This is a genomic window from Anaerolineae bacterium (assembly GCA_025062375.1).
In the GTDB taxonomy this organism is placed as follows: Bacteria; Chloroflexota; Anaerolineae; order SpSt-600; family SpSt-600; genus SpSt-600.
Genome location: JANXAG010000012.1, coordinates 20,451 through 43,445 on the forward strand (window position 1 = coordinate 20,451; position 22,995 = coordinate 43,445).

General features: G+C 53.1%; 25 protein-coding genes and 1 tRNA gene. 21 read left to right on the plus strand and 5 right to left on the minus strand.

Annotated elements, in window-relative coordinates:
* Positions 1 to 71: 71 nt before the first annotated feature.
* Together NZ653_04945 and rpsO are read right to left on the minus strand one after the other, a co-directional pair.
* The gene (locus tag NZ653_04945; GenBank protein MCS7286464.1) at positions 72 to 2,261 is read right to left on the minus strand and encodes a polyribonucleotide nucleotidyltransferase; all 2,190 of its coding nucleotides are present in this window, start codon (positions 2,259 to 2,261) and stop codon (positions 72 to 74) included.
* Between the two features lie 137 nt (positions 2,262 to 2,398).
* On the minus strand, positions 2,399 to 2,668 hold the full coding sequence (rpsO, locus tag NZ653_04950; GenBank protein MCS7286465.1) for a 30S ribosomal protein S15: 270 nt from the start codon (positions 2,666 to 2,668) through the stop codon (positions 2,399 to 2,401).
* 212 nt (positions 2,669 to 2,880) lie between these two features.
* On the opposite strand from rpsO, the gene cooS reads away from it, so the two are divergent.
* The 9 genes from cooS to NZ653_04995 all read left to right on the plus strand — a co-directional run bounded on the left by cooS (position 2,881) and on the right by NZ653_04995 (position 11,662).
* Positions 2,881 to 4,785: an anaerobic carbon-monoxide dehydrogenase catalytic subunit gene (cooS, locus tag NZ653_04955; GenBank protein ID MCS7286466.1), complete on the plus strand. Its 1,905-nt coding sequence runs from the start codon at positions 2,881 to 2,883 to the stop codon at positions 4,783 to 4,785.
* Between the two features lie 11 nt (positions 4,786 to 4,796).
* On the plus strand, positions 4,797 to 5,297 hold the full coding sequence (locus tag NZ653_04960; GenBank protein MCS7286467.1) for a 4Fe-4S dicluster domain-containing protein: 501 nt from the start codon (positions 4,797 to 4,799) through the stop codon (positions 5,295 to 5,297).
* 167 nt (positions 5,298 to 5,464) lie between these two features.
* Complete coding sequence (locus NZ653_04965; protein ID MCS7286468.1) at positions 5,465 to 6,778, plus strand: NBR1-Ig-like domain-containing protein; 1,314 nt, start codon at positions 5,465 to 5,467, stop codon at positions 6,776 to 6,778.
* A 29-nt stretch (positions 6,779 to 6,807) separates the two neighbouring features.
* Positions 6,808 to 7,305: a hypothetical protein gene (locus NZ653_04970; GenBank protein ID MCS7286469.1), complete on the plus strand. Its 498-nt coding sequence runs from the start codon at positions 6,808 to 6,810 to the stop codon at positions 7,303 to 7,305.
* 89 nt (positions 7,306 to 7,394) lie between these two features.
* The gene (locus NZ653_04975; protein ID MCS7286470.1) at positions 7,395 to 8,225 is read left to right on the plus strand and encodes a cyclase family protein; all 831 of its coding nucleotides are present in this window, start codon (positions 7,395 to 7,397) and stop codon (positions 8,223 to 8,225) included.
* Positions 8,226 to 8,296: 71 nt separating this feature from the next.
* Positions 8,297 to 8,728 carry a DUF4870 domain-containing protein gene (locus NZ653_04980; protein ID MCS7286471.1) on the plus strand — a complete coding sequence of 144 codons (432 nt, stop codon included), beginning with the start codon at positions 8,297 to 8,299 and terminating at the stop codon, positions 8,726 to 8,728.
* Positions 8,729 to 8,762: 34 nt separating this feature from the next.
* A complete protein-coding gene (gene fdhF, locus NZ653_04985; GenBank protein MCS7286472.1) occupies positions 8,763 to 10,799 on the plus strand; it encodes a formate dehydrogenase subunit alpha in 2,037 nt (678 codons plus the stop codon).
* 3 nt (positions 10,800 to 10,802) lie between these two features.
* Entirely contained in the window at positions 10,803 to 11,261 is a 459-nt protein-coding gene (locus NZ653_04990; protein MCS7286473.1) for a 4Fe-4S binding protein, read from the plus strand.
* Positions 11,258 to 11,662, plus strand: a complete 405-nt coding sequence (locus NZ653_04995) for a 4Fe-4S dicluster domain-containing protein (GenBank protein MCS7286474.1) — start codon at positions 11,258 to 11,260, stop codon at positions 11,660 to 11,662. The genes NZ653_04990 and NZ653_04995 overlap by 4 nt, the downstream gene beginning before the upstream one ends.
* A gap of 49 nt (positions 11,663 to 11,711) precedes the next feature.
* Here NZ653_04995 and NZ653_05000 read toward each other — a convergent pair whose 3' ends face one another.
* Positions 11,712 to 12,002, minus strand: a complete 291-nt coding sequence (locus tag NZ653_05000; protein MCS7286475.1) for a hypothetical protein — start codon at positions 12,000 to 12,002, stop codon at positions 11,712 to 11,714.
* Positions 12,003 to 12,168: 166 nt separating this feature from the next.
* On the opposite strand from NZ653_05000, the gene NZ653_05005 reads away from it, so the two are divergent.
* The 10 genes from NZ653_05005 (at position 12,169) to rdgB (ending at position 20,194) form a co-directional block, all read left to right on the plus strand.
* Entirely contained in the window at positions 12,169 to 13,305 is a 1,137-nt protein-coding gene (locus NZ653_05005; GenBank protein ID MCS7286476.1) for a hypothetical protein, read from the plus strand.
* Positions 13,306 to 13,493: 188 nt separating this feature from the next.
* Positions 13,494 to 13,567: transfer RNA gene (locus NZ653_05010), tRNA-Arg, on the plus strand.
* 25 nt (positions 13,568 to 13,592) lie between these two features.
* A complete protein-coding gene (locus NZ653_05015; GenBank protein MCS7286477.1) occupies positions 13,593 to 14,246 on the plus strand; it encodes a deoxynucleoside kinase in 654 nt (217 codons plus the stop codon).
* Complete coding sequence (locus NZ653_05020) at positions 14,243 to 14,890, plus strand: deoxynucleoside kinase (GenBank protein ID MCS7286478.1); 648 nt, start codon at positions 14,243 to 14,245, stop codon at positions 14,888 to 14,890. The genes NZ653_05015 and NZ653_05020 overlap by 4 nt, the downstream gene beginning before the upstream one ends.
* A 2-nt stretch (positions 14,891 to 14,892) precedes the next feature.
* Positions 14,893 to 15,459, plus strand: a complete 567-nt coding sequence (gene lepB / locus NZ653_05025) for a signal peptidase I (protein MCS7286479.1) — start codon at positions 14,893 to 14,895, stop codon at positions 15,457 to 15,459.
* Between the two features lie 11 nt (positions 15,460 to 15,470).
* Positions 15,471 to 16,154, plus strand: a complete 684-nt coding sequence (deoC, locus tag NZ653_05030; GenBank protein ID MCS7286480.1) for a deoxyribose-phosphate aldolase — start codon at positions 15,471 to 15,473, stop codon at positions 16,152 to 16,154.
* Positions 16,138 to 16,830, plus strand: coding sequence for a TIGR03936 family radical SAM-associated protein (locus tag NZ653_05035; GenBank protein ID MCS7286481.1), 693 nt, complete (start codon positions 16,138 to 16,140; stop codon positions 16,828 to 16,830). Before deoC ends, NZ653_05035 begins: the two co-directional genes overlap by 17 nt.
* On the plus strand, positions 16,796 to 18,223 hold the full coding sequence (locus NZ653_05040) for a hypothetical protein (GenBank protein MCS7286482.1): 1,428 nt from the start codon (positions 16,796 to 16,798) through the stop codon (positions 18,221 to 18,223). Before NZ653_05035 ends, NZ653_05040 begins: the two co-directional genes overlap by 35 nt.
* Complete coding sequence (locus NZ653_05045) at positions 18,220 to 19,563, plus strand: efflux RND transporter periplasmic adaptor subunit (GenBank protein ID MCS7286483.1); 1,344 nt, start codon at positions 18,220 to 18,222, stop codon at positions 19,561 to 19,563. Before NZ653_05040 ends, NZ653_05045 begins: the two co-directional genes overlap by 4 nt.
* A gap of 37 nt (positions 19,564 to 19,600) precedes the next feature.
* A complete protein-coding gene (gene rdgB, locus NZ653_05050; protein MCS7286484.1) occupies positions 19,601 to 20,194 on the plus strand; it encodes an RdgB/HAM1 family non-canonical purine NTP pyrophosphatase in 594 nt (197 codons plus the stop codon).
* Here rdgB and NZ653_05055 read toward each other — a convergent pair whose 3' ends face one another.
* Both NZ653_05055 and NZ653_05060 read right to left on the minus strand, forming a co-directional pair.
* Complete coding sequence (locus NZ653_05055) at positions 20,195 to 20,956, minus strand: thymidylate synthase (protein MCS7286485.1); 762 nt, start codon at positions 20,954 to 20,956, stop codon at positions 20,195 to 20,197.
* A 23-nt stretch (positions 20,957 to 20,979) separates the two neighbouring features.
* A complete protein-coding gene (locus NZ653_05060; protein ID MCS7286486.1) occupies positions 20,980 to 21,615 on the minus strand; it encodes an iron-sulfur cluster assembly scaffold protein in 636 nt (211 codons plus the stop codon).
* A gap of 171 nt (positions 21,616 to 21,786) precedes the next feature.
* Here NZ653_05060 and NZ653_05065 point away from each other — a divergent pair, with 171 nt between their 5' ends.
* Both NZ653_05065 and NZ653_05070 read left to right on the plus strand, forming a co-directional pair.
* Positions 21,787 to 22,761 (plus strand): acetyl-CoA decarbonylase/synthase complex subunit delta, encoded by a 975-nt coding sequence (locus NZ653_05065; GenBank protein MCS7286487.1) that lies wholly within the window; start codon positions 21,787 to 21,789, stop codon positions 22,759 to 22,761.
* Positions 22,758 to 22,979: a hypothetical protein gene (locus NZ653_05070; GenBank protein ID MCS7286488.1), complete on the plus strand. Its 222-nt coding sequence runs from the start codon at positions 22,758 to 22,760 to the stop codon at positions 22,977 to 22,979. Before NZ653_05065 ends, NZ653_05070 begins: the two co-directional genes overlap by 4 nt.
* Positions 22,980 to 22,995 lie beyond the last annotated feature (16 nt).

Sequence of the window (22,995 nt, forward strand, 5' to 3'; positions counted from 1 at the left end):
TAAAAATATGAGGTCAAGCCTGCAGGAGGCAAGACCCCATTGTCTTTTTACCCTGTACTAAGGGGAAAGCTTTAAAGCTTCCGGGAAGGCCTAACTTTTATTCGGGCCCCCAGACTCGCAGGGGACCTGGAAGTCGGGCTTTTTTTCTGGCTTTGCCGGTCACGAGCTCGGGCTTCTTCTGCCGTCCATCCCTCTAAAACTGCCTGTCGCGAGAGCTTTATCCTCCCGTCTTTATCAATATCTATGACCATGACCATTATTTCCTGCCCTTCCTTTACCACATCCTCAACCCTTGTAACTCGCCGATCAGAAAGCTGGGATTTGTGGAGCAGGCCTTCTTTGCCCGGAAGGATTTCCACGAAAGCTCCAAAGTCCGTAATCCTCACCACTTTCCCCATATATATTTTACCAACTTCCGCTTCCTCCGTTAAGCTCCTTATGAGCTGGATGGCCTTTTCAACGCCTGCTCCATCAGCCCCAGCTACGTAAATAGTCCCATCATCCTCTATGTCGATCTTGGTCCCGGTTTCTTCAATGATATGGCGGATTGTGCGTCCTCCGGACCCTATCACAAGGCCGATCTTTTCTGGCTCAATCTTTATCACCCCCACTTTGGGAGCGTAAGGCGATATGTGCGGTCTGGGTTTATCAATAACCGAGAGCATTTTCTCCAGGATGAAGAGGCGAGCTTCCTTCGCCTGAGCCAGAGCTTCCGTCAGTATTTCGTAAGATATTCCGGATATTTTAATGTCCATCTGGAGGGCCGTTATACCTCTGGCTGTTCCGGCCACTTTGAAGTCCATATCTCCCAGGTGGTCTTCCATGCCCTGGATATCAGTAAGGATGGCGTAGCGGTTGTCTTCCTTTATGAGGCCCATAGCCACCCCCGCCACCGGTGCCTTTATGGGCACCCCTGCATCCATAAGGGCCAGAGTTGAACCGCAAACCGAAGCCATAGAGGTGGAGCCGTTGGAAGAAAGAACTTCTGAGACAAGCCGGATAGTATAGGGGAATTCCTCCTCCGAAGGAATTACTGGAGCCAAAGCTCTTTCAGCCAGAGCCCCATGCCCGATTTCTCGCCGGCTGGGGGCTTTTATAGGTTTGGCTTCTCCAGTGGAGTAAGGTGGAAAGTTGTAGTGATGGATAAAGCGCTTTGTTTCTTCAGCCACGATGCTATCCGTTATCTGCTCATCACTGTGGGTTCCCAAGGTAGCGATGCTCAGAACTTGGGTTTCGCCTCTGGTAAAGAGGCCAGAACCATGGGTTCTTGGAAGAAGCCCCACCTCGCACGTTATGGGCCTTATCTCCTTAAGGCCCCGGCCATCGGGGCGGATTCCTTCATCAAGAATCCGCTTCCGAACGATTCCTTTCAATACCTGGAAGAAAGCCTCCTTTATGTCTTGAGGGGAGTGTTCCTGGCTCAGCTCTGCTATCAACTGTTCCAGGATGGCATCCAGGGCCTCGTTTCTTTCGGCTTTTATGAGGTTCTGGTTCAGAATTTCCCTTATGGGCCCTTCGGCCCTTTCAGCCACGGCCTGGAGAGTCGCCTCGGGAAGCTGGTACAGTGGGGGTTGCATCTTAGGCTTTCCCACCTTTTCAGCCATTTCTTTCTGGACCTGGATGAAGGCCTGGAGGGCCTGGTGGCCAATTTTTATAGCCTCCAGGATTATCTCCTCCGGAACCTCTGAAGCCCCAGCTTCTACCATAAGGACAGCCTCTTCAGTTCCGGCGACCTTTATATCTATAAGGCTGCGCTCCATCTGGGAAGTGGTCGGATTTATCACGAATTGCCCATCAATGTAGCCTACTTTTACAGCACCGATAGGTCCATTGAAAGGTATATCGGAAATGGTTAGAGCAGCTGATGCTCCCACCATAGCGGGTATGTCAATGGAGTGCTCCCCATCGGAGGAGAGAGCTGTTATCACGATATGCACCTCGTTCCTCATCCCTGCAGGGAAGAGGGGCCTTATGGGGCGATCTACCAGGCGACACAGAAGTATGGCCGCATCGCTTGGACGCCCCTCTCGGCGGAAGAAGCTTCCGGGGATTCTTCCTGCAGCGTAAAGGCGTTCTTCAAAGTCCACTGTGAGGGGGAAGAAATCCACATCTTCTCTTGGCTCTTTTGAGGCAGTAGCTGTGGCTAAAACGATGGTATCGCCCCACCGAACCGTCACTGCTCCGCCAGCCTGAAAAGCCAGCTTTCCCGTCTCAATGATAAATTCCTGATCAGCTACCTGAACTTTAAACGTACTACTCATATTGAACCTCCTGAACCTATCCTCAGGCGAGGCCAGGTTCGGAGGCCAGGGACTGGAGGGCAGATCCCTGTAGTCGGGAACAGAGCCCTGCCTTCCAATTCCTGCACCCCTCTTTCCTGACCTCGCCTTTTGAAATTTTAGTGGCGCAAGCCGAGCCTTTCTATAAGCTTACGGTAGCGCTTGTAATCCTTTTCCTGAAGGTAATTGAGAAACCGCCTCCTTTTGCCCACCAGCTTCAAAAGCCCCCTTCGGGAATGCTCATCGTGTTTGTGAACTGAAAGATGCTGGACAAGCTTGTTTATTCGTTCCGTAAGAAGGGCTATTTGCACCTCTGGTGAACCCGTATCTTCAGGGTGAAGCCGGAATTTTTCAATTATCTCCTGCTTTTTAGTTTTATCCAGCGGCACTTTCTTCCCACCTCCTCCTAAAATTAAGGCGGCCAAAACCGGCCACCCATAGTTTTGTCAATAACATTGTATCATAATCAATTCAAATGTGCAAACCAGGACAACCGTCAGTGCAAGAGCTGGGGGCGATTGCGCCCCCGGGAAAGGGGTTGTATAATTTAAAAAAGTCAAGCGAGGAAGCTTGTCTTGGAAAAAACCAAAGGAGGAAAGCCATGAAGGCTGTAAAGGAAAAGTCCTGGTGTCCATCGGTGCAGGAGATGCTGCGCCTGGCGGAGAAACTGGACATTGAAACCGTCTGGTGCCGCTACGAAGCTCAGCTTCCCCAGTGTGGCTTTGGAGAGCTGGGAACCTGTTGCCACAACTGCCTGCAAGGCCCCTGTCGCATTGACCCCTTCGGCGAAGGCCCTCAGAAAGGGGTGTGCGGTGCCAACGCCGATACCATCGTAGCCCGGAACCTTGCCCGTGCCATTGCCGCTGGCACATCTGCCCACTCCGGGCACGCCAAGCACCTCGCCCATACCCTCTTAGCCTGGGCCGAAGGCAAAGCTCCAGATTACCCGGTAAAGGATGAAGCCAAACTAAAGGCTGTAGCCACCCGCCTTGGTATACCAGTAGATGGAAAAGACGTCCAGGAACTGGCTAAAGAGGTAGCTGAAGCTGCCCTGCTGGAGTTCTCCGAAAAAGCAACACCTCTTGCCTGGGTCGCCACAACCGTAACCAGGGGAAGGGTGGAAAAGGCTATTCAATACAACGTGGTGCCCACCGGCATTGACAGCGTTGTCTCCGAAGTGCTGCACCGCACCTCTTATGGTGTGGATGCCGACCCGGTAAACATCCTCTTCGGCGGGGTGAAATGCGCCCTGGCTGACTTCGCTGGCTGCCACATGGCTACTGACCTTGCAGATATACTCTTTGGCACCCCTAAGCCCGTGGTGACCACTGCCAATATGGGAGTCCTTAAGCCCGATGCTGTCAATGTGGCTCTGCATGGCCATAACCCCCTCCTCTCCGACCTCATCGTTCAGGTTGCTCCTGAGATGGAGTCAGAGGCCAGGGCTGCCGGAGCCAGCGGCATAAACCTGATGGGTATCTGTTGCACCGGCAACGAAGTCCTTATGCGTCACGGTATCCCACCCGTTACCCACTCCGTCAGCCAGGAGATGGTCATTATGACCGGTGCCCTGGACGCTATGGTGGTGGATTATCAGTGCGTCATGCCCTCCCTGGCCACCATGGCCGAATGCTTCCACACCAAACTCATAACCACTATGCCCATAGCCAAGGTTCCGGGTGCTACTCACATTGAATTCAAAGAAGAAGAAGCACGGGAAAGAGCCAGAGAAATTCTTCGCCTGGCGATAGAGGCCTTCAAGAAGCGTGATCCGGCCAAGGTCCACATCCCCAATTACGTCCACAAAGCCTACGCTGGTTTCTCCACGGAGGCCATAATTGAAGCCCTGGCCCAGGTCAACAAAGAAGACCCCCTCAAGCCTCTTATTGACAACATAGTCGCCGGAAACATCCTGGGAGTCTGCCTCTTTGCCGGATGCAACAACGTCAAAATTCCTCAGGATTCGGCTTTCTTGACTGTAGCCAAGGAGCTGGCTCGCAACAACGTGTTCCTGCTGGCCAGTGGCTGTGCGGCTGGCGCTTTCGCCCGTCACGGCCTCCTTACGCCTGAGGCTACCGAAGAATACGCTGGCGATGGACTCAAGGCTGTGCTTACAGCCATAGGCAAGGCTGTCGGGCTGGGTGGCCCTCTTCCCCTCATCCTGCACATAGGCTCATGCGTGGACAACTCCCGCGCCGCTGATATAGCTGTGGCTGTGGCCAATAGACTGGGCGTGGACATAGACAAATTGCCTGTCGTAGCCAGCGCACCCGAAGCCACAACCGAAAAAGCCATAGCTATAGGAACCTGGGCGGTGACAGCAGGGCTTCCCACTCATGTGGGCTTTGTCCCACCCGTCCTCGGAAGCCCATTGGTCAGCCGGATCCTCACCCAGGATATAAAAGGCATCTTCGGCGGCTATTTCATTGTGGAGACTGACCCCAGTAAAGCTGCGGAGAAACTCCTGGAAGCCATCCGTGAGCGGCGGAAGGGGCTGGGGCTCTGAGGAGGTGACCCATGAAAGAGATATTCGTCCGGCTGGACCGATGCGTCGGATGCCTTTCCTGTGAGCTGGCCTGCGCTGTAGAGCATTCCCGTTCCAAAAATCTATTCCAGGCTATCTCCGAATCCCCCCGCCCCCGCCGCAGGCTTTATGTAGAATACGTATTAGCCCGCAAGATGCCTTTCCTCTGCCGCCACTGCGAGGATGCCCCCTGTGTGCGAGCCTGCCGCACGGGTGCTCTTGTCCAGGACCCCATCACCCGCATTGTAACTCATACCCCTGATAAATGTATCGGATGCTGGATGTGCACCATGGTTTGCCCCTATGGGGTTATCGGGCGGGAGTGGGAACGCCGGATTGCCATAAAATGTGACCGCTGTCCGGATCGAGATATCCCCGCTTGTGTGGAAGCTTGCCCTACTCGCGCCCTGGTCTTCATGGAAGAGGAAGAATTTGCCCGCCTGACCCGCCTGGAAGCAGCGGAGGAGGTGGCCCGCAGCTATAGGGTGGTTTAGGTGTGCCTCAATAAAAGGAGCATAATGTGAATAATAAATTGCGATGGGTGGGGGTTACCACTGGAGTGGTTTGTGTTTTGTCGTTAGCCTGTAAGCCAGAGCCAACCCCCACACTTTCAGTGCTTCCAAAGGTTACCTGTACTCCGCCCATCTGTCCGGAGGGGCGGGTGCTATCGTGCCCTGATGTTTTAACTCCAACCCCCTCACCGCTGCTTGAAGCTACCCCACTCATCCGTGAGGCTACAACGAGAGCGTCGGCAGTGGACTGCACCTTTGATGCCCGCTGGGTTGCTGATGTGACCGTCCCGGATGGTGCTGTTTTTGCCCCTGGCACTCCATTCATTAAAACCTGGCGCGTTCGTAACACTGGAACTTGCGCCTGGGAACCTGGCACTCAACTGGTCTTTGTCTCCGGTGATCCGATGGGTGGGCCAGGGATGGTAAATGCGCCAGCGCTGCCCCCAGGCGCTCAAACTGATGTAAGTGTGAGCCTGATTGCCCCATCCACACCAGGCACCTACCAGGGCAATTACCAGTTCCGGGCTCCGGACGGCACCCACTTTGGGCCCCTTATCCGGGTGAAAATCGTGGTCCTGGGGACCCCTGTGGCCCAGGTGTGTACCCCGCCTCTTTGTCCTCCCGGGAGCATTCTGATATGCCCAACCCCGGGAGGATGCCCGGGGGATTGCGGAGCGGTCTGCGCGACACCCACCGTCCCACCATCTGGACTGGCTATCCTCTCTTTCAAGGCGAATGTGGCAACCCCGTCTCCCGAAACGCAGCGGGTGACTTTCCACTGGCAGACCAGAGGTGCAACCGAGGCTTTTATCTATGCAGCTGATTGCTTGCGTTTTATGTCGCGCTGGGAGGTCAGCCCACCGGAAGAAGGCTGGCTCACTCTGGACAACTACTGGCCAGCCTGTCGGAACCCTGAATTCACGTTCCTGGCGTTAGATGTTGCGGGCCATAGAGCCTCCATCTCTGTCATTGTGCCTGCTTCCTGCCGCTATTCTTACTTCTTCCCCACCGACCGGCGAGAATGTCCGAACTATCCGCCCCGGACTACCTGGGCTGCGGAGCAGCCTTTTGAGCATGGATTTATGATTTGGTTGCAGGAAGTGCCCTGTGGGGACCAGATGCGAAGCGAAATCATCGTCTTTAGGAACGATGGCCGGTACTGGGTTTACCGGGACACTTTTATGGAGGGCGAGCCGGAGAGCGACCCGACCATTGTCCCACCTCCAGGGCTTTACCAGCCCATTCGTGGCTTTGGCAAGCTGTGGCGCACTGAGCCTTTTGTCCGGGAGGCTCTGGGCTGGGCGACAGCTCCGGAGCAGGGGTTTTACACGCTTTATCAGGAGCACTTTGTCTATGTTCTAGGTGGAGGTAAACTCTTTCTGCGCCGGCTAGACGGAAAGGTAGTTCTCCTAAAAGCCTGGGATGTGAGGGGATTCAGTGGATATTGGGAAGAATTACCGTGAAGGATTTGCAGTTTGTCTCAGCCTCTCATATGGAGAAGAAATCTGGCAGGGGTAATTTGAGGGTCGGAATACGTCCTGGGGCTGTTGCGCTCTGGCGTCCATGGAAAGCCGCACTGGCCCATGCGGCATTTTATTACTGGTTCGGCATCGCCGACCGATATGCTATCTTCCTGTATGGGCACTACGGCGCCGGACCCTTTGACGCTACAACCTTGAGCCCGGTACCGGATGACTGGGTTGGTAGCCTCTGGCGCAGTGTGGTTTTTTACAGGATTGCCAACTGGTTCGTCGCGCGCCTGGCCGGAGCGTTTTACTGCCGGTACATAGTGCCGGAGTGGTGGAGGGTGTGGCTCTTTTTTCTGCTTCCGCTGGCAGTTGCTTTGCCCTGGCTGATGACCACCATCAACCGGCCCACAATGCTGCTTTCCGTCGCCCTGACCACTACGGCCATTGCTCTGGGCATCTTTGCCCTTGCTCCGGGCCGGCTGGTCTTAGATAGCTCAGAGGCCTCCTACTCTGGCATTTGATAATGGGAGGTGAGAAGGCAGAAAATCTGTCTGCCATCCTTAAGACCGCAGGGAATTTAAGCAAAACCTTCGGAAAGGAGGGATGAGCTATGAAAAGGGGCATTCTGTTTGTTATCCTTTTACTCTTCGTAGCAGGGTTCTCTCTTTCCAGCTGCGCTCCGAAGAAGGAGCCTTCCCTTTTGGAGATCTATTCCATCATCAAAAAGAAGCAGTTTGTTGACCTGACCCATGCCTTCCACCCGGGTATACCTCACTGGCCTGGCTTTCCGGATGAAAGAAGAACGGTCCTTTACTGGTATGAAGAGGGTGTTGGTACTCTGGGAGCGGGCTTCTTCGCTGAGGAGTTCTGCCACGTCGGCCAGTGGGGGACCCACGTTGACCCGCCAGCTCACTTCCACAAGGGCCTCCGAACCGTGGACCAGATAGACGTTAAAGAGATGATCATGCCCTTGGTGGTAATTGACGTCCACGAGAAAGTGGCTCAGAACCCGGACTACACCATCACCATGGAAGACGTAAAAGCCTGGGAGAAAAAGTATGGCCCTATCCCCGAAGGAGCTTTCGTAGCCATGCGCACTGACTGGTCCAAACGCTGGCCAGATATGAAAGCCATGCGCAATGAGGATGCCCAGGGGATTGCCCACTACCCGGGCTGGAGCATGGAGGTCCTCAAATACCTGTTTGAGGAACGCAAAGTTACGGCCATCGGTCATGAGCCAACGGATACCGATCCGGGCATTGCCACCAGCAGAGGTGACTACTCCCTTGAGGCTTACGTCCTGAGCACCAACCGCTACCAGATTGAGCTCCTCACTAACTTGGACAAAGTGCCAGAATATGGGGCACTGGTGGTCGTGGCCTTCCCCAAGCCCAAGAACGGTTCCGGCTTCCCGGCCCGGGTCTTCGCTATACTCCCATAAATGTGAGGGGTAGCTCTTCCCGGAAACTGGGGGAAGCTACCCCTCCAAATTTCTTTCAAGGAGGAGCAAAAATGGCAGAAGAGAAAGCACTGCCGGCGCCTTTGAGCCCTTCGGAAGAAAGGCGCTGGGCTATGTGGGCTCACCTCAGCGTCCTTCTCAATATCATAACAGGCTCCGTAGGAGTCTTTGTCCCTCTGGTCATTTATCTAATCTATAAGGAACGCTCCCGTTACGTGGCTTTTCAGAGCTTACAGGCTTTTATCTTCCAGCTCTTAGCCTGGCTTGGAGCGGGAATTCTTGCCGGTATAGCCTGGGGTGTAACCATTGGCCTTGGAGTAATTCTTGTGGGCTGTCTGTGCTTGCCTATCGCTGTCCTCCTGAGCTTAATACCTCTTGGCGCTCTCGTTTATGGGGTTATCGGTGGAATACAGTGTAACCAGGGGCTTGATTTCCGGTACTGGTTCTTAGGAGACTGGCTCTGGAAGCAACTTGAAGGCCCTTGATTTATCTTTCAAGGGACAGAGGAGGGAGGGGAAAATGAAGGTAATACCAACAATTTGCCCCTACTGCGGTGCGGGTTGCCCGGTGGGCCTTAAGGTCTCCAATGGCAAAGCGGTAGGTATAGAATACATTACCGATCACCCCCTCACCCGGGGCTCCCTCTGCCCTAAAGGAAACGCGGTCCTGGAGATCCTCTACCATCCCGACCGCCTCCGGACCCCGTTGCTACGGGAAAATGGGGGCTGGAAAGAGATAGGCTGGGACGAAGCTCTGGATATGGTCGCCAGGCGAATCCTGGAAATCCGGGAAAGATACGGCCCCGATGCATTGGGATTCCTTTCCTCCGCTAAAGTCACTAATGAAGAAAATTACCTCTTCCAGAAGATGGCTCGCTTGCTGGGAACCAACAACGTGGACCATTGCGCCCGCCTTTGCCACGCCCCCTCTGTGGTAGGACTGAGAAAGGCCCTTGGCTCCGGCACCATGACCAACCCTATCCCTGACCTTGTCAATTCCCGTTGCGTATTCATTTCAGGCTCCAACTTCGCCGAAAACCACCCCATCGTATCCCGCTGGGTCTTAGAAGCCAAAGATCGCGGTGCCTATATCATTGTTGCCGACCCACGATACACTCCAACAGCCCAGCTGGCCGACCTTTACCTTCCCATCCGCCCTGGCACCGATATCGCGCTCCTCAATGGGATGATGGCGGTAATCCTGCGGGAAGGGCTTGCCAATCATCAGTTCATTGCCCAGAGGACAAAGGGTTTTGAAGCTCTGAGAGCTTTTCTGGAAGGATTCTCTCCCGAAAAAGCGGCCCAGATCACCGGCCTGAACCCTTCCGATATCGTTTCAGCTGCCAGAGCTTACGCGCGCTCCGAAGCTTCGGCCATAATTTACTGCATGGGTGTTACCCAGCACGCCACCGGCACCAACAACGTCTTTTCCTACGCCAACCTGGCTCTTATGTGCGGGCATGTAGGCCGCCCTGGCACCGGCCTTTTCCCCCTCCGAGGTCAGAACAACGTCCAGGGTGCTTCAGATATGGGAGCCCTCGCTCATTCCTTACCAGGCTATGTCCAACCGGGTGATGAAGAGGCCCGTCGGCGCTTTGCCCACCTGTGGGGGCGTGATGACCTGCCTTCCAGGCCCGGGCTCACGCTAGTGGAAATGATGGATGCAGCCCTGGAAGGCCGGATCAGAGCTATGTATATAATGGGCGAAAACCCGGTAGTCTCAGACCCCAAGGCGGGAGATACTGTAAAAGCCCTGGAGAAACTGGAATTCCTGGTGGTTCAGGACCTCTTCATGACCGAGACCGCTCAGATGGCTCACCTGGTCCTTCCTGTAGCCTGCTGGGCTGAGAAGGTCGGCTCCTACACCTCCACCGAACGCCGCGTCCAGTGGTCGGAAAAAGCGGTGGAACCTGAGGGTGTGCTTCCGGACCTAGAGATAATAGGGCTGGTGGGGAAGAAGATGGGGCTGTGGGATAAAGTTCCTTCCTTTGAAGAAGTGCTCAAAGAAATAAACGCGGCCATTCCCGCTTACAGAGGCATAACCCCGGAGCGCCTCAAATCCTCTCCCGAAGGTCTCTTCTGGCCCTGTCCAGACCCTTCCCATCCAGGGACCCCGATCCTGCACCAGGAAAAATTCCTGACGCCTGATGGGAGAGCCACCTTTTACCCGGTAGCTTATCAGCCTCCCAGGGAAGAGCCAGGCCCTGATTTCCCCCTTATGATGACTACTGGCCGCACCGTAATACATTATAATTCCGGAACCATGACCCGGCGCGTCTCCTCTCTCTCCCGCTATGCCCCAGCCCTCTGGGTAGAACTTAACCCTCACGATGCGGAAGAGCTCGGCCTTGCTGAAGGAGAAATAGTCCGTGTAAGCTCACCGCGAGGAGAAATTGAAGCCAGGGTAAAAGTGAGCGAGAAGATTATCCCAGGCCTTGTTTTCCTGCCTTTCCATTTCGCCGGAGTTAACTTCCTCACCCTGAAGGAACTGGACCCGGAGGCCCGTATTCCAGCCTATAAAGTGAGCGCATGTCGGATAGAGAAAGGAGGAGCGTAGGCCATGGGGTATGAAATCCTGGTTCGCCCTGAACGGTGTATATCCTGTTACGCCTGCGAAGTTGCCTGTGCTCGGGAACACGAAGGCCTCAGCTACATCCAGGTGATACCGCCGGGCGTCCCGATCTTTTGTCGCCATTGCCATAATGCCCCTTGCCTTGAAGTCTGCTACGCCGGTGCCCTTGAACAGAAAGATGGTGAGGTCTTCTTTTCCCGGGAAAAATGCACCGGCTGTGAGCTTTGTCTTCTGGCCTGTCCTTTCGGAGCTGTAAAACTTGATGGGAAGCGGGCCAGTAAGTGCGACCTGTGCTTCCACCGGCGTGAAGAAAGGCTCCTGCCCGCCTGTGTCCTGACATGCCCCTCCGGAGCCATAGTTTACTCCTGTGTTGCCGATTTCTCCTCCCAGAGACGGAGCATCGCCGGTCTGAGCTGGGCGGCGGGGTACGAGAGGAGGGTGAAATGAGAACGATTGAAGTGGCCGGGGAAAAGTGCATAGGATGCAGGGCCTGTTCCACGGTCTGCTCACCCCTTTACATCACTTTAACCGATGACGGGAACCGCAGGACAATCGTCTTCCCGCTTTCGTGTGAAGAAGACTGTGACCTCTGCCTTAAAGCCTGCCCCACCGGAGCCATAGCATTTGGGGAAGTCCCCAGGGCTCCTTTAACCCTGGAATTTGAACTCATCTCCTGTGCCCGATGTGGCAACCCCTTCGCCACAAAAGAAGAGCTGGCCTACGTCCTGCCCAGAATTTCCAGGGTTCTCGGAGGTGAGCCAGCCTGGGGGAACTTCTGCCCGGAGTGCAGGGGGAAAGAAAGCGCTTCAGGGTTAAGGGGTAAACAAAGCCTGTCTGGAAACCCCTAAAAGTTCAGGTCGCCGGACAATTTGCGGAATTGCCTGAACATTAGCGAGCTCAGAACCTTGATCTGGGCTGATAGGTTTTCTGTTCTATCCCCACAGGAGCGGCTGTGGCGCTGGCTGCCTGGCATATGTCCATCATGGATCCTGGCAAAAAGCCTTCTATTTCCGCCAGTGAAAGGCGGCCAACCTGGAAGCGTGACCCTCCTCTGAGTTTCAGAGCGCATCCAGCTATCAGGCTGAAATTAGTAGAAGCGCGAAAGGCTCCGGAGACTTGCTTTGGTCTGAAAGAGCCTCTTGTGGTAAAATTCTGCACCGCTATGGTGCGAATAATTGCTATCTGCATAGTTTTATTGCACATCCTATCTCCGATTTTGCCTCCTTCGCAGGCTTGGGGCGTAATCTTTTTTGCCCATCCTGGCCCTCTTCCAGGGCTTATCACTGGCATTTTTTACCTGACATTAGCCTTGCCTTTTGTGACCCCCAGGTTTTTGAAGGCAGTGGAGCCTCCATTGAACCGTGTCGCAGACCTTTTTCAAGGCAGAAAATTTCTACTGCGGATAATTCTAGTGGCTCTCAGTGGTCCACTCTTCTGGTTCTTCCGCATAAGGCACCTCAAATGGGGCGATGCTAAAATCTTTGTGGAAGCCATACCTCACCCTGAGTTTCGCCTTACCTACAATTGGCAAGCCCCTTTGGATGTCTTCCTTCACTCCAAAGCTTGGGAGTTCACCAACAAACTGTGGGGATGGGATGTGGCCACTGTTTATGGGGTTATAAGCGTGCTTTCGGGGGTGATTTTCCTCCAGATCCTCCTCAGTCTGGCTGAAGACACAGGCCGAAATCGCTCCGAAAAGGTCTTTATCTGGTCACTGGTTGCCACTGGCGGTTTCATGCAACTTTTCTTCGGCTACATTGAAAGCTACACCATAATCCCCACAGGAATACTGGCCTATCTCTGGCTCGGAATTCGCTTCCTTAGAGCTCAGACGGGCCTTTTCTGGCCGATCCTCTGCCTATCTCTTACCAATGCCTTTCACCCTTCCACCATAGTGCTCTGGCCTTCAGCCCTTATCCTGTTGCAGAGCCGCTCGTGGCGAGACCGATTCAAGTTTGCATTGATTCCGACCACCATAGCCCTCATGGTGGTAGCTCTCATGGAACACGGAAAACATGGAATAGAAGCCCTCCTGGGAGTAGACTTTCCGGGAGGAGCCGACAGGCGTTGGTTTGTGCCTCTGCGTCAGCCTGAGACGGAGTGGGAACATTACACCATGTTCTCGTGGGGTCACCTGGTGGACATCGTAAATGAACAATTGCTCGTTGCCCCGTTTGGGCTTATCCTTATCGCCCTTCTGGCGAAGGAAGGATTTCGGAGAGTGCAAGGAGAAGAGAGAAAAATTTTGTTCTTCCTGAGCCTCGCCTCCGCCTTCTACCTTCTTTTCACCTGGACCTGGAATCCAGATTATGGAGGACGCAAGGATTGGGATTTATTTGCCTGTGTGGGAATACCGCTAAACGTGCTGGCCGCCTTCATGGCCACGCGAGTCTGGAACAGGGAAAAGATTAAAGAAAATGGCTTCCTCATCGTAGCAGCCTCTTTTATTCATACCGCTTTCTGGGTGTATTTTAACTTCAGCGGGGGCTAAGCCCTGTTCCCAATCATTCCAGGGAGCTGCGCCCACATGCAATTCTCCCCGAGAGGGGCTCATAGCTTTGGAGGACTCCTAAGCCCATGGTAGCACAGGGCTTAAAGAGCACATTAACGGCCCCGGTGGCCCCGCGCCAAAGCTTGCTTCCTGAAAGGGAATTGTGGTAAAATATTATTGCACTTTGAGCCCCTGTAGCTCAACAGGACAGAGCAGCGGCCTTCTAAGCCGTTGGTTGCAGGTTCGAGTCCTGCCAGGGGCGTTATATTTTGTTTATGAGGCGTGTAATGCGTGGGATTTACATCGCTATTGAAGGCCCGATAGGCGTGGGTAAAACCGCCCTGGCGAGGCTTATCCAGCCCTACTTCAACGCTCAGCTTCTACTGGAGGTCTTTGAAGAAAACCCCTTTCTGGAAAAATTTTACCAGGACCGCGAACGATATGCCTTTCAAACCGAGCTGTTTTTCCTCCTGAACCGCTACCACCAGCAGCAGGAAATCGTCTCGGATGCCTTAACCAGAGGTAACCTTATAAGCGACTACACTTTCGTTAAAAACAAACTTTTTGCCTCCCTTAACCTAAAAGGCGAAGAGCTTAACCTCTACGAGCAGCTTTACCGCATCCTATCTCAGAAAATAATCGTCCCTGATCTAATTTGCCTCCTCCAGGCCAGCACTGATGTCCTTATGGAAAGGATTGCCTTCAGGGACCGCCCCTACGAGCGGAACATGGACCGGGACTACATCCACCGCCTCAGGGTGGCCTACGATGAGTTTTTCTCCTCTTACGATGAAGCGCCAGTGCTCCGGATAGAAACCGATGAACTGAATTTTATCCGGAAGAGAGAGGATCTGGAGCTGGTAGTGGGGATGATAAACTCAGCTTTGAAGCACAAAACCCTTGAGAAACCTCCCCCTTTCCCTTTAGAGGGCGGAAAATGAAAAGGTTTATCGCAGTGGCTGGGAATATAGGAGCTGGAAAATCCTCCCTCACCAGACTTCTGAGCGAGAGACTCGGGTGGGAACCTTTCTATGAAGTGGCCGATGAGAACCCTTATCTCCTGGAAGTTTACCAAGACATGGCTCGCTGGTGTTTCCACTCGGAAATCTTCTTCTTAGCCCGCAAGCTCCACCATTACTGCCTGCTCCTGAAAACCCCATCGTCTGTAATCCAGGACCGCACTATCTACGAAGATGCTGAAGTTTTTGTGGAAAACTTTTACCGCGAAGGACTAATGAGCGAACGAGACTATCGGACTTACCGTCAGCTTTACGAAGCTGTAATTTCCATCCTCCCTCCACCGGATCTGGTCATCTACTTGCAAGCATCGATCCCAACCCTTGAAAAACGCATCGCCATGCGAGGCAGGGATTACGAGAAGAAAATCCCCAGGGAATACCTGGAAAAGCTAAACAACCTCTACGAAGAATGGATAGAGCGCTATAACCTGAGCCCGGTCCTAAAGGTTCCGGCTGATCGCCTTGACTTTGTCCACTCCAGCCGACACCTTGACCTTATTGTTGAAAAGATCCTGGAAAAATTGCAGAGCAAAGAAGTGGTAAACTTTGACGACCTGGAGGGATAAAGGTGAGGAAGCTGGAGGCTTTTGCGCGCGAACTTGTGGAAACTGTGCTTTTGAGCCTGGTCCTCTTCTTCCTGATAAGGACGGGGGTTGAGAACTACAAAGTTTACGGCTCCAGCATGGAGCCTAACTTTTACGAAGGCGAATATATAATGGTCAACCGCCTTTCCTACTACTTTCACCCACCTCAGCGCGGTGACGTGATCGTATTCCGTTACCCCAAGGACTTCCGGCGAACCTTCATAAAAAGGATCATAGGGCTCCCCGGCGAGACTGTGGAAATCAAATGGGGCAAGGTGTACATAAACGGCAAACCTTTAAATGAGCCTTACCCCTTAGCAGAGGCAACTTACTCCTGGGGCCCCACCACCGTAGGCCCCGATGAAGTTTTCGTTTTAGGTGACAACAGGAATTTCTCTTCCGATTCTCACAACTGGGGGATGTTACCCATCCGTTACATAGTGGGTAAAGCCTGGTTCTGCTACTGGCCCCCAGACCGCTGGCGGATAATCCCTTCATACAAAGAGAGCCTTTTCTTGAGCCCAATACCCCTCCCGGAGGTGAAAGAATGAAATTAAGCCCTTTGGAGCTCGCCCAATTCTTTGATCATACCCTTCTCAAGCCTGAAGCAAATCAGGCTCAAATCGAAAAGCTTTGTCAGGAAGCCCTCCGGTATGGCTTTTTCGCTGTATGCATTAACCCGAGCTATGTCCCCTTAGCCGTTTCCATCCTTAAAGGGACGAAAGTAAAGGTTTGCAGCGTTGTTGGGTTCCCCCTTGGTGCTACCTTGCCGGAAGTGAAGGCGTTTGAAGCTGAAAAAATTATAGCCATGGGGGCAGAAGAAATTGATATGGTGATGAACATAGGGGCTATGAAGAGCGGCAATTACGCCCTGGTCCGCGAAGATATAGCCAGTGTAGTAGCGGTTGCTCGCAGGGCTGGGGCTCTGGTTAAGGTGATTTTGGAGACAGCCCTTCTAGATCCCGATGAAAAAATTATGGCTTGCAAGCTGGCTGTGGAAGCTGGCGCAGATTTTGTAAAAACCTCAACGGGTTTTGGGCCAGGGGGAGCAACGGTGGAAGATGTGCGCCTTATGCGCGAAACGGTGGGAGAAAAAATAGGGGTCAAAGCGGCAGGTGGTATTTCCACCCTTGAACAGGCTCTGGCTATGATAGAAGCTGGCGCAAACCGCATAGGCGCCAGTCGCAGCGTAAAGATAATCCAGGAAGCAGAGGAAGCCTGGAAAATCCATGAGCAAAGCCTTTAAATTGAGGATAACCTTCTCCCAAACCGGCCATCTCAGGTATATCTCTCACCTGGACTTAATAAAGCTGTGGGAGAGGTTGCTGAGGAGGGCAGCAATCCCTCTGGCTTACTCCCATGGCTTCACTCCACATCCTAAAATAACCGTGGCTTCCCCCCTTCCGGTTGGGTTTGAAGGGCTTGAGGAAGTAATGGATATTGCCTTAACCTCTTTCCTCTCGCCGGAAGAGTTCCTGGCGAAGGTTAAACCCCACCTCCCCAGCGGTCTGAATATAATCCGCGTTGAAGTAGCTAAGGATGAACCTATCTCCCTCCCCCAATTGTTGACAGCCTCAGAATACCTGGTAATCCTGCCCGAATGCAAGGATAAAGAAAAGCTGGCTCAGGATGTGGAAGAATTAATGAACAAAAGCTCTCTACCATTCCGGCGCGAAAAGGGAGGAAAAGTCCGCGAATACGACCTGAGGCCCATGATAAAGGGACTGAAAGTAATAGAGAGCGATGAGCCTGGGTGTGCTTTGTGGATGCTCCTTGAGACAAGCCCGTCGGCTACCGCAAGACCGGAAGACGTGCTCAAAGCTTTGGGGTTTGATGGATATGCCAGAGTGAAACGCTTAAAACTCCATTTAAGGGAGGAAATGAACCATGGCTCTAAAACCACTGGGGAAAATCGGAATTGATGTAAATGAGCCAACCCTGCAAAACGGTTTGCCAGCCCCACAGCTGGAAAAACCAGAAATAATAGCTCACACCCAAGCCTATTTTGTCCGCCTGAATTTCATCCTGAGGCCCTGGCAGGACCCCAAGGACCGGGGATTTATCTCCACCTACGAAAAAATAATTGACAAACTAACCGAAAGAGGAATTGCTATATATGCCCTTGTAGGCTCCCAGGCCACCCCTGTGCCCGATATGGGCGATATCCTCAGGGAGCCTGTTCCATCCTCAGCGGCCGAGGAGTGGATAAACCTGTATGTAAATTGCTTCAAGACCATCGTTGAACATTTCCACGACCGCGTATGGGTTTTTGAAAGCTTTAACGAGCCCAACGATTGGCACGGCGGGAACAAGGCCTGGGTCCATCCTTACTGGATGGCCAGAATCCTCAAGGAAATTTTCCTGGCGGTAAAACCCCGCTTTGACGTAACCCTTGTTTCCGGTCCCCTCTTGGCCCATGACCTTCCGACAGGCCCTGATGATGGCTCTCGTTACCTTGATGCCCTCTACAGAAATGGGATTGAAATGCAAAGATGGGAAGAAATCCGGAAAGACCTGGGCTCATATCCCCTTGATGGTATAGGTTATCACCTTTACGTCTGCGCTTCCCCCCAATCCACCCCTGATTGCGTCCGGGCCACTTACAAGAAATACATTGATGCTATCTGGAAAGTGGTGACCAAATACGAAGGGGAAAACACCACCAAAGGAATATACCTCTCGGAATTCGGGTGGCCCTCCGATAACGGAGAAGATTTCCAGGCCAAGATGATAAGGGCGGCCCTTGAATATTTAGCCAGTGACCATCGTGTGAAGGCAGCTGTTCTCTTCTGCCTCCAGGATTTCGCCGATAAGAGCTATGGCCTTTACACAACCCAGGGCTTTGAAATAGCCCACAGGAAAGCAAAACCTTACTGGGTCTTCCGCTCCATGATAGCCCGATTGCCTGCAGATATGGTGCCAATGGGGGTGGGAAGGGATAAAGAAGGCACCCTTTACTGGCCTATTGTGGAATGTTACCTGAGACACGGTGGAGAAGAGGCCCTCGGCTTGCCCTTCGACAACGGTGGTGGTGTCCCGGTCCACCGCTGGGGCGATGGATGGGTTCAGGATTTCCGCACCCCTTCGGGGAGGCGCGAATCCATTATAATGCTGAAGCGAGGGGAAAAAAGAGCTTACCTTCTCTACGGACCTATAAGGGAGGAGTACATATACCGCCAGGGAGGCCCCTTTGGCCCCTTGGGTTATCCCATCACCGATGTTTATCTGGATGAATGGGGGCTCCCGGCCTGCAAGTTTGAAGGTGGGGAAATAACCTGCAGGCCTACGGTGAAGCTGAGAGGAGGAAAGAAGTGAAAAAGAGGTTCCTTCTCCCACTTCTTCTGATAGTTGTGCTCATGGGCCTTGGGATCACTGCCTGGCAAATGCTTTCCCGTGAGGGATTCCGCCAGGAGGTGGGAGAATTCTACGGGACCATTGAGGCTAAGGAGGTGATCGTTTCTTCCGAAACGGGGGGTAGAATTAAAGCCCTGCATGTGAAGAAAGGGGACCGGGTTAATGCCGGGCAGCTTCTGGTAGAGATGGACACGGAACTTCTGGATCTTCAAATCCGCCAGGCAGAAGCTGCCTTGCGCCTGGCCCAGGCCAGGCTCGCCATCCTCAAGGCCGGCCCCCGAGCCGAAGACATCCGCAAAGCCGAGGCTGAACTTGCTCAGGCTGAGGCCGCCAGAGATACAGCCCGCAAAGTTCTGGAAATAACCAGGGCGATGTTAGCCAACCCCCAGGATCTGAACGCTCAGATCCACGCTCTGGAAGGCCAGATAATGGTTATGGAAGAATCCCTCAAAGCTGCTCATTACCGCATCCAGGCCGCCGAAGCCCAGGAATCAATGTTCAAAGAAACAGTCCCTGCTTTGGAAAGAGGCATTGTGGTGGAAATCCCCCTGCCTGGGGGTGGGGTTATAACCAGAACCATAGAAACACCCCGCTATCAAATTGACGAACTCCTTTACCAGTGGAATATCTCCTCCCAGCAACTGAGCCTCGCCTGGGAAGAATACAACGCCCTTAAATCATCCCTTGAACAAACCCGGAAAACTCTCGAGCTTTTGAGGAAAATAAAAGAGGATCCCCTGACATTAAAGGAGCAGGTTCACAAAGCCGAAGCCCACCTCAAACTTTCGGAATCCCTGGTAGAACTGGCTGAGGCTAAGCTCAAAGCCCTCAAAAGTGGAGCCAGAGCTGAAGACATTGAGGCAGCAGAAGCAGAGGTAGATAGGGCAAAAGCTGCCCTTGAGGCCCTTAAAAGCAAACGGGAGAAACTCTTCCTCTACGCACCCGTTGGCGGCTGGGTCACTACCCAGGCTTTTGAAGAGGGGGAAATAGTCCCTCCGAACGCTGCAATCCTGAAGATCGCCAACCTGGAAGAACTGACCCTGACCATTTTCGTCCCTGAACCGGAGCTGGGCAAAGTTCGGCTGGGTCAAAAGGTGAAAGTGACAGTGGATCCTTTCCCGGGGGAGACCTTTGAAGGGGAAGTTGTGTACATCTCGCCGCGGGCAGAGTTTACCCCGAAGAGCGTCCAAACCAAAGAAGAAAGAGTCAACCTGGTTTTCCGGGTAAAAGTCCGCCTTCCAAACCCTGAAGGAAAACTGAAGGCCGGAATGCCAGCCGAAGCCCGCCTTAGCTACGAATAAGTGTCTGCCGTGAGATTGGGAAAAGGGGCTTGTAGAAATGTGCAAATTGCTGATCGCCACCAACAACAGGGGTAAATTGCTTGAATACCTTGAACTTCTAAAAGGGGTACCCTTTGAGCTTACCTGGCCGGAGAAGGAAGGCATCACCCTTGAAGTAGAAGAATCAGCCAGCTCTTACCATGAAAATGCTTCCCTCAAGGCACTTACGTGGGCTAAAGTTACTGGCTTCATGGCCATGGCCGACGATTCTGGCCTTGAAGTAGACGCTCTGGGAGGCGCCCCTGGACCCTTATCAGCCCGCTACGGAGGGCTAAAATCCGACCGGGAAAAGTATGAGCTGTTGCTCAGGGAAATAGCAAATGTACCATGGGAGAAAAGGACTGCTCGCTTTCGCTGCGTCATTGCCCTTGCATTCCCTGATGGAAGGCTCTATACGTTTGAGGGTATAAAGGAAGGATACATTGCCCTGAAACCCGAAGGAGAGCACGGCTTTGGCTATGACCCCATCTTCTTCATCCCTGAACTGGGCAAGACCATGGCGCAGCTTCCCCTTGAGGAAAAAAATCGCATAAGTCACAGGGCTCAAGCCGCTCGCCAGTTACGGGATTTCCTCAACTCCCTTTCCCCCTGATTATTCCGCTTTTACTCCGGGAATTATGTACTGGATTTGCCGGAAAGGCTTGACTTGCTCCCCTACCTGCTCCTTAAGGATGTTCCCGGAAACGTGCATGAGGGTATCGCCATAAGCAGGGTCTTTATCCATACTGGCCAGGCAGGGGTAATGGTGGTGAAGCAACCCGGCTTTCTCCTCCGCATCGTCAGCGGAAACGCCCACAAGGTTTTGAGCCACGTACCTGGCACACCCGCAGACAGCATCCCTTACAACTTCAACGGATATTATGGTCCTGGTTTTGGGGTCAACCTCAATTTTGAGCTCAGGCTTGCCAAAGTAACGGGTAAATTCAGCCAGCAGGGGATCATCGTACTCCACCTTCTGGCGACGGCCCACAAGATAATGGTTGGGGGCCAGGGAGCAGAGAGGCTTTGGGGTAACGCAAACCACGCCCATTTCCCTGAGCCATTCCCGAAGTTGATGGGCGAGTCCTGGAGGGAGCCACTTTTCACTATCAACCGCTACCAGAACTGCCCTCGCTCCGGTCATCCGGACAATCTCTGGCAGTAGCTCTGCCACCCCGGGGTGCTCAGCAAAGGAGAGGATGAGATCAGCATGGGGAAGCGTGTGGGGTAAAAACTCTTCAGGATCATCTATCACCGGCGGCAGGGGGGAGGGTGCTTTCCACACCTCAATGTGCCAATCTTCCGGGCCATGAGCCCGGATGTTATCCACATGCCTCCGGCCATATTCGCCGGAGATAATCGCCAGGAGCTGCATCCAGCCTCCCCTCCGGTTTGAGTCTATTCGGTAAATTCCACTATCACTTCCTTTACATCCCAGAGCGGCTCAATCTTTTCCACAATTTCTTCCCTTATGTTATTGGCGAAAAGGTGGTCAGAGGGCAAATCCACAACCACCCGCACCGTGCCTTCTTTAACTTCAATCTCTTTGATGAGATCGGTCCGCACCACATCCAATCCTGTGAGAGGATTCATAACTTTCTTAAGGCGCTTCCGGACCACTTCCACAGTGGTAGGTTCTCTTTCCTTGACCAAGCCATGGCGTTCCTCATAGTTCTGGATGGCAGCCCGCAGGCCTTCTACCGCCAAGACAGAACAGTGGACTTTTACAGGTGGCAGCCCTCCCAGAGCTTCCGCTGCCTGCTTCCAGGTTATCTTTTTGGCCTCATCTATGGTCTTGCCCTTAGCCAGCTCGGTTATAATGGAGCCCGTAGCGATGTTGGAAGCGCACCCGTAGGATTCAAACTTTATGTCAGTTATAACTTTAGTTTCGGGGTCCACCTTTATATAAACGGCTACCATATCGCCGCAGGCCGGGCTTCCTTCAACGGCCTTTCCATCGGCATCCTCTATCCGGCCCACGTTTTTGGGATTTCGGAAATGCTCTAAAACCTTCTCACTGTATGGAAACTTCATGCTTCCCTCCTTTCCGGCCCTATTTTAAAGCTCGGGCCTTTGCCTGACAGTGACAAAAGTCTCGTGCGCTGGGTAAAGATCCCCTGGCGCAAAAACTGCGGATATTTGCCTTAAAAACCTCTTTTGTGATATACTTAACTACGCTTGAAAAACGGATGCAGGAGGACTACGATGCCTGTAACCGTAGAAATCCCCAGGGAAACTTTTACAGGAAGGATCCGGCAAGTCACCTTAGGAGCTACTAAAGACCAGGGGGGAACCCGCAAGAAAACCGTCACGGTAGGTGGAGAAACAACCCTTCCTTTTCTCCATTTTGAGGGAGAGATTCCAAATCCTCCAGCTGTGGCCCTGGAAATTACCGATGTTTTTCCCGCTGAGTGGTCTCCGCTCCTAATCCAGGCCTGGGGTGAAAATACCTTAAAAGACCCTGCTCAATGGGCAGCCAGAGCTGAGGAAGTCGATGCTGACCTTGTTATGATAAAGCTTACGGGCCTTGATTCAAGTGGACAGCATTACCCTGCTAAAGAGGCCACCGTTATAGTTAAGAGAGTTCTGGAAGCTACAGGCCTACCTCTTATCGTAAGGGGGCCAGGCCAGCCTGAGAGGGACAACGAGCTTTTAACCGCTGTGGCGGATGCCACCGCAGGAGAGCGTCTCGCTCTGGGCCTCTGTGAGGATAAAAATTATCGCACAATAGTGGCCGCCGCCCTCGCTAACAACCATGTGGTAATTGCCAGCACCCCTATTGATGTAAACCTGGCTAAACAGCTCAATATCCTCATAAGCGATATGAACATGCCTCTAGACCGCGTCCTTATGGATCCTACAACTGGTTCCCTGGGCTACGGCCTTGAATATACCTACTCTGTGATGGAAAGGCTCAGGCTTGCGGCTCTTCAGGGAGACTCCATGGTTCAGGTCCCGATGATTTGCTTTGCTGGAGAAGAATCCTGGCGGCAGAAAGAATCAAAGGTGGGGGAGGGTGTCCCGGAGTCCTGGGGAGATTGGGAAAAAAGAGCTGTTATGTGGGAGGCTATCACAGCTATAACCCTCCTTCACGCCGGCGCCAACATTGTAACCCTGAGGCATCCCAAGACCATTGGCCTGGTTAAGCGGGAAATTCAGAAACTTATGAACAAGCCATGAAGTTTTACATAACTCTTTTAGGGGCCATATTTTTCCTCGGAACAGCTATTCTGGGAATTTTCAAGCCAGATCTGGTCTGGGGTAAGCCCCCAGTGCCTCTGACTAAACCTTATCAAAAGGAATTGCTTCGGAGGAAAAGGCTTATAGGCACTATAGTCTATGCCTTGGTAGGGCTGGCGCTTCTCTTCCTGGCCCTCAAAGAGGGCAAATTCCTGTAAACCCAAAAGAGGAGCG

What these genes read in the sequence shown, in the direction of transcription:
- cooS (MCS7286466.1), top strand. Translation starts at nt 2,881, where the DNA reads ATGAAGGCTGTAAAGGAAAAGTCCTGGTGTCCATCGGTGCAGGAGATG.
- fdhF (MCS7286472.1), top strand. Translation starts at nt 8,763, where the DNA reads ATGAAGGTAATACCAACAATTTGCCCCTACTGCGGTGCGGGTTGCCCG.
- NZ653_05040 (MCS7286482.1), top strand. Translation starts at nt 16,796, where the DNA reads ATGGCTCTAAAACCACTGGGGAAAATCGGAATTGATGTAAATGAGCCA.
- NZ653_04995 (MCS7286474.1), top strand. Translation starts at nt 11,258, where the DNA reads ATGAGAACGATTGAAGTGGCCGGGGAAAAGTGCATAGGATGCAGGGCC.
- NZ653_05020 (MCS7286478.1), top strand. Translation starts at nt 14,243, where the DNA reads ATGAAAAGGTTTATCGCAGTGGCTGGGAATATAGGAGCTGGAAAATCC.
- NZ653_05055 (MCS7286485.1), bottom strand. Translation starts at nt 20,956, where the DNA reads ATGCAGCTCCTGGCGATTATCTCCGGCGAATATGGCCGGAGGCATGTG.
- NZ653_05070 (MCS7286488.1), top strand. Translation starts at nt 22,758, where the DNA reads ATGAAGTTTTACATAACTCTTTTAGGGGCCATATTTTTCCTCGGAACA.
- NZ653_04970 (MCS7286469.1), top strand. Translation starts at nt 6,808, where the DNA reads ATGGAGAAGAAATCTGGCAGGGGTAATTTGAGGGTCGGAATACGTCCT.
- NZ653_05065 (MCS7286487.1), top strand. Translation starts at nt 21,787, where the DNA reads ATGCCTGTAACCGTAGAAATCCCCAGGGAAACTTTTACAGGAAGGATC.
- NZ653_04960 (MCS7286467.1), top strand. Translation starts at nt 4,797, where the DNA reads ATGAAAGAGATATTCGTCCGGCTGGACCGATGCGTCGGATGCCTTTCC.
- NZ653_05035 (MCS7286481.1), top strand. Translation starts at nt 16,138, where the DNA reads ATGAGCAAAGCCTTTAAATTGAGGATAACCTTCTCCCAAACCGGCCAT.
- NZ653_05015 (MCS7286477.1), top strand. Translation starts at nt 13,593, where the DNA reads ATGCGTGGGATTTACATCGCTATTGAAGGCCCGATAGGCGTGGGTAAA.
- NZ653_04990 (MCS7286473.1), top strand. Translation starts at nt 10,803, where the DNA reads ATGGGGTATGAAATCCTGGTTCGCCCTGAACGGTGTATATCCTGTTAC.
- NZ653_05060 (MCS7286486.1), bottom strand. Translation starts at nt 21,615, where the DNA reads ATGAAGTTTCCATACAGTGAGAAGGTTTTAGAGCATTTCCGAAATCCC.
- NZ653_04945 (MCS7286464.1), bottom strand. Translation starts at nt 2,261, where the DNA reads ATGAGTAGTACGTTTAAAGTTCAGGTAGCTGATCAGGAATTTATCATT.
- NZ653_05000 (MCS7286475.1), bottom strand. Translation starts at nt 12,002, where the DNA reads ATGCAGATAGCAATTATTCGCACCATAGCGGTGCAGAATTTTACCACA.
- rdgB (MCS7286484.1), top strand. Translation starts at nt 19,601, where the DNA reads ATGTGCAAATTGCTGATCGCCACCAACAACAGGGGTAAATTGCTTGAA.
- NZ653_04980 (MCS7286471.1), top strand. Translation starts at nt 8,297, where the DNA reads ATGGCAGAAGAGAAAGCACTGCCGGCGCCTTTGAGCCCTTCGGAAGAA.
- NZ653_04975 (MCS7286470.1), top strand. Translation starts at nt 7,395, where the DNA reads ATGAAAAGGGGCATTCTGTTTGTTATCCTTTTACTCTTCGTAGCAGGG.